Source organism: Allostella sp. (assembly GCF_041913585.1).
GTDB lineage: Bacteria > Pseudomonadota > Alphaproteobacteria > ATCC43930 > Allostellaceae > Allostella.
Genome location: NZ_JAYSFE010000206.1, coordinates 1 through 4,878 on the forward strand (window position 1 = coordinate 1; position 4,878 = coordinate 4,878).

A 4,878-nucleotide genomic window follows, 5' to 3' on the forward strand; every position below is an offset into this window, starting at 1 on the left:
TGAGGCCGGCGTCGCGGATGCGGCGCGCGGACTCTTCCAGGCCGAGCTCGGCCACCTTGTCGCGCCAGGGCGCGATGCCACCGATGCCGTGGCGGGCACAGCCCTCGATCGCCTGGGCGAGGTTCCAGCGCTCGCGGACCGTCGCCGTGTTGAGGGAGAGCTGCTTCGAATCGAGCGCCATCACTGGATCCCGTGGACGGCCATCACCCGGCGCATCCGGTCGGCGGCGAGGTCCGGATCGCGCAGCAGCCCGGCCTTGTCGGCGAGCCGGAACAGTTCGGCGAGGTGGCCGATCGAGCGCGCGCTCTGCTGCCCGCCGACCATCGTGAAATGGTCCTGCAGGCCGTTGAGGTAGGCCATGAAGACGACGCCCGTCTTGTAGAAGCGGGTCGGCGCCTTGAAGATGTGGCGCGACAGCGGCACCGTCGGCGCCAGGATGTCGTGGAAATCCTGCTTGCGGTCGTTGGCGAGCGCCGCCAGCGCCGCCGAGGCGGCGGGCGCGATGGCGTCGAAGATGCCGAGCAGCGCATCCGAATAGCCCTGCTCGTCGCCGTCGATCAGCTCGGCGTAGTTGAAGTCGTCGCCCGTGTACATGCGCACGCCGTCCGGCAGACGGCGGCGCATGGCGATCTCCTTGTCCTTGTCGAGGAGCGAGATCTTGATGCCGTCGACCTTGGCGGCGTTCTCCCGCAGCATCTCCAGGCACACTTCCATGCCCTGCCAATGGTCGGCATGGCCCCAGTAGCCGGCGAGCGCGGGATCGAACATCTCGCCCAGCCAGTGGATGATGACCGGCTCCTTGGTCTGCCGCAGCACCCGTCCGTAGACCGTGAGATAGTCGTCGGGCGAGCGAGCGGCGGCGGCGAGCGCCCGGCTCGCCATCAGGATGATGCGGCCGCCGGCGGCTTCGACCTGGCCGACCTGCTCCTCGTAGGCGGCGATGACGTCGGCGATGCCGACCGACGGGCCGGCGGCGAGATGGTCGGTGCCGGCGCCGCAGAACATGACGGCGCCCTGGCGCCCGGACTGGGCCGCGACCGAGCGCCGGATCAGCTCGAGCGAGGTCTTCCAGTCGAGGCCCATGCCGCGCTGGGCGGTGTCCATCGCCTCGGCGACGCCGAGGCCGAGGTCCCAGAGGCGCGAGCGGAAGGCGATGGTGCGGTCCCAGTCGATCGCCGTCTCGATCCACGGGTCGTGCTCGGCCCTGGGGTCGGCGACGACGTGGGCGGCGGCGAGCGCGACCCGGTTGAAGGGCACGTTGGTGCGGTCGGGGAACTGGCGCGGCGTCCCGGTGGTGTAGCGGGCGAGGCCGCCGCCGGCGGTCGGCAGGTCGAGGGTCGGCATGGAGGAAACCTCCTCTATCCGGAGACGGGGGTCAGAGGGCCGGGACGTCGATCCAGCGCCGCTCGCGCCAGCTCTGCAGGCCGAGCATGGCGAGCTGCACGCCCTTGGCGCCCGCCTTCAGGTTCCACGGGAAGGGGCCGCCGTCGAAGAGGTGGCGGATGAAGAGCTCCCACTCGACCTTGAAGGCGTTGTCGTAGACGAGGTTGTCCGGCACTTCCTGCCAGGTGTCGAAGAACTTGATCGCCTGCGGCACGTCGGGGTTCCAGACCGGCTTGGGCGTGTTCACCCGCGCCTGGGTGAAGCAGCGCGTCAGCCCGGCGACCGCCGAGCCCAGCGTGCCGTCGACGTGGAAGGTGACGAGGTCGTCGCGGCGCACGCGCGTCGCCCACGAGCTGTTGATCTGCACGACGACGCCGTCGCCCGCCTGGAAGGTGGCATAGGCCGCATCGTCGACGTCGCAGTCGTAGGGCTTCCCGTTCTCGTCCCAGCGCTGCGGGATATGGGTCGCGCCGAGGCAGGAGACGCTCCGGACCTCGCCGAACAGGTTGTCGACGACGTAGCGCCAGTGGCAGAGCATGTCGAGGATGATGCCGCCGCCGTCGGCGGCGCGGTAGTTCCAGGACGGCCGCTGCGCCGGCTGCCAGTCGCCCTCGAAGACCCAGTAGCCGAACTCGCCGCGGACCGAGAGGATGCGGCCGAAGAAGCCGCTGTCGATCAGCATCTTGAGCTTGCGCAGGCCGGGCAGCCAGAGCTTGTCCTGGACGACGCCGTGGCGCACGCCGGCCGCCTCGGCGCGGGCATGGAGGTCGAGCGCGTCCTCCAGGCTGTCGGCCGTCGGCTTCTCGCAATAGATGTCCTTGCCGGCCGCGATCGCCTTGCGGATCAGGGCCGCGCGCATGTTGGTCGAGGCGGCGTCGAAGAAGAGCGTGTCGTCCTTGTTGGCGATCGCGGCGTCGAGGTCGGTCGTCCAGCGCTCGACCCCGTGCGCCTTGGCCAGCGCCTCGACCTTGGCGGCGTTGCGGCCGACGAGGATCGGGTCCGGCATCACCCGGGTCCCGTCCGCCAGGGCCACGCCGCCCTCGCGGCGGATCGCCAGCACCGAGCGCACGAGGTGCTGGTTGGTGCCCATGCGTCCGGTGACGCCGTTCATGATGATGCCGAGGCGCTTGGTCGCCATCTCGCTACTCCATGCCGAGGAGATGATAGAGCCGCCGCGAGTACTCGCCGAAGGCCGGGCTGGTCTTCATGTCGAGGGTGCGCGGGTGGGGAAGGTCGATGCGGATATGGTCGGCCATGCGGGCGGGGCCGGCGGTCAGGACGACGGTCCGGGTGCCGAGGAACACCGCCTCGGCGATGCCGTGGGTGACGAAGAGGATGGTCTTGCCGCTCTCGCGCCAGATGCGGAGCAGCTCGAGGTTCATCTTCTCGCGCGTCAGGGCGTCGAGCGCGCCGAAGGGCTCGTCCATGAGCACCAGCTTGGGGTCGTGGACGAGCGCGCGGGCGATCGCCGCGCGCTGCTGCATGCCGCCCGAGAGCTCGTAGGGATACTTGTCCTCGAAGCCGGCGAGCCCGACCATGGCCAGCAGGTCGCGGGCGCGACCCCTGGCCGCCTGCATCGGCAGGCCCAGGATTTCCGCCGGCAGCAGCACGTTGTCGACGATGCGTCGCCATTTCAGCAGGAGGGCCTGCTGGAAGACCATGCCGATGTCGCGGCCGGGGTCGAAGGGCTGGGTCCTGCTGCCGATCCGGACCTCGCCCGCGTCGTGCGGGTGCAGGCCGGCCAGGATCTTGAGCAGGGTCGACTTGCCGCAGCCGGACGGGCCGACCATGGTGACGAGTTCGCCCTGCTCGACGTCGAAGGTGACCTCGGAGACGGCGAGGAACTCGGCCCCGCGCGAGCGGTAGACCTTGCGCACGCCGGCGAGGCGGATGAAGGGCTCGGCCATGGCGGTCACGACACGCGGGCGTCGCGGACGACGAAGATGCGTTCCAGCACCACCACCAGGCCGTAGAGCAGCACGCCGAGCAGGCTGATCAGCGTCACCGCCATGAACATGGCGGCGGTGTCGAGCGTCACCTGGACCTGCAGCATCAGGTAGCCGAGGCCGCTGTCGGAGCCGAGGAACTCGCCGACGATGGCGCCGGCGACGGCCAGGATGGCGGCGACCTTCATGCCCGAGAAGATGTAGGGCAGCGCGCCCGGGAGCTGGATCTTGGTGAAGATCTGCCATTTCGACCCGCGCAGCGAGCGCACGAGGTCGATCAGGTCGGGCTCGACCTCGCGCAGGCCGCGGGCGGTCGTCAGCACGATCGGGAAGAAGGCGATCGAGAAGGCGATGAGCGCGTTCGGCACCACGCCGTAGCTGAACCAGACGATGAAGAGCGGGCCCAGCGCCACCTTCGGGATCATGTTGAAGGTGATGAGCACGGGCATGACCGCGGCCTCCACCGTGCGCGACCAGGTGAAGACGAGGGCGGCGGCGACGCCGAGGACGACGGCCAGCACGTAGCCGCCATAGATCTCGATCGCGGTCACCCGGATGTTCGACCACCAGGGATAGTCGCCGGCGACCAGCGCCTGCAGCGTGTCCCACGGCGTCGGCATGACGAACCGCGGCACCTCGCCCCAGACGACGAAGAAGTGCCAGCCGGCGATCACCAGGACATGCGCCAGGATCGCCAGCCCGATACGCCACGCGCCGCCGCTCATGCTCCGCCCGTCCCCCGCCTGATCGTTCCCGCGCCGTTCCGGCCTCAGCTCACGCGCACGAACGCCGCCTCGTCGTAGGGAAGGGCGGGGTGGGTGAACGCGTTGCCGGCGCCAACATAGTGGAAGGCGACGGCGCGGCGCCACCGGGTCGAACGGTTGGCGCCGGACTGGTGCAGGGTGCCGCCATGGTGGAAGGAGACGCCGCCCTTCGGCACCGGGGCCGGCGTCATCTCGATGGTCGCGGCGATGTCGGGCGGCACCTGCAGGTTGAAGGGCTCGTTGGCGGGCGCCATGTGCGGCAGCAGCGGCCGGCGATGGCTGCCGTCGCCGAAATGCAGGCAGCCATTGTCGACGGTGGCGGTGTCGAGCGCGACCCAGGCCGTCACCAGCCGCTCCGGGTCGGCCGGGCCGAAGTAGAAATTGTCCTGGTGCATCGGCTTCGGCCCGCCGCCCTCGGGCGGCTTGAAGAAGATCTGGCTGAAATAGACGGCGACGCCGGGGCCGATCAGTTCCTCGACCAGGGCGACCAGCCTGGGGTCGCCGGCGAGCCGGCGGAAGGCCGGCCGGGCATGGTGCGGGTTGTCCAGCTTGCGCAGCACCGTGCGCGCCTTGACCCCGCCGTCGACATACCAGCGCCGCTGGTCGGGCGCGAGGTCGGCGAGGAAGCTCTCCCCCCACGCCTCGGCGTCGGCGATCGCGGCATCCATCTCGTCCGGCCGGAACACGGCCGGCACGGTCAGGTGCCCGGCGGCGGCGTAGAAGCGCCGCTCGACGTCGGACAAGGCCATCCTCTCCTCCCCAGGAGTAACCAGATGGTTACTTAA

General features: G+C 70.1%; 5 protein-coding genes and 1 pseudogene. All 6 read right to left on the minus strand.

What is annotated here, in order from left to right:
• Nucleotides 1-181 (minus strand): annotated as a pseudogene (locus ACE3Q3_RS22845) (sugar phosphate isomerase/epimerase); the annotation flags it as partial.
• Nucleotides 181-1,344, minus strand: coding sequence for a dihydrodipicolinate synthase family protein (locus ACE3Q3_RS22850; RefSeq protein ID WP_374449916.1), 1,164 nt, complete (start codon nucleotides 1,342-1,344; stop codon nucleotides 181-183). The gene ACE3Q3_RS22850 and the pseudogene ACE3Q3_RS22845, both read right to left, overlap by 1 nt.
• A gap of 31 nt (nucleotides 1,345-1,375) precedes the next feature.
• The gene (locus tag ACE3Q3_RS22855) at nucleotides 1,376-2,521 is read right to left on the minus strand and encodes a Gfo/Idh/MocA family protein (RefSeq protein WP_374449919.1); all 1,146 of its coding nucleotides are present in this window, start codon (nucleotides 2,519-2,521) and stop codon (nucleotides 1,376-1,378) included.
• A gap of 4 nt (nucleotides 2,522-2,525) precedes the next feature.
• Nucleotides 2,526-3,290 (minus strand): ABC transporter ATP-binding protein, encoded by a 765-nt coding sequence (locus ACE3Q3_RS22860; protein ID WP_374449925.1) that lies wholly within the window; start codon nucleotides 3,288-3,290, stop codon nucleotides 2,526-2,528.
• A 5-nt stretch (nucleotides 3,291-3,295) separates the two neighbouring features.
• Nucleotides 3,296-4,054, minus strand: a complete 759-nt coding sequence (locus ACE3Q3_RS22865; RefSeq protein ID WP_374449921.1) for an ABC transporter permease — start codon at nucleotides 4,052-4,054, stop codon at nucleotides 3,296-3,298.
• Between the two features lie 44 nt (nucleotides 4,055-4,098).
• Nucleotides 4,099-4,842, minus strand: coding sequence for a phytanoyl-CoA dioxygenase family protein (locus ACE3Q3_RS22870; RefSeq protein WP_374449923.1), 744 nt, complete (start codon nucleotides 4,840-4,842; stop codon nucleotides 4,099-4,101).
• Nucleotides 4,843-4,878 lie beyond the last annotated feature (36 nt).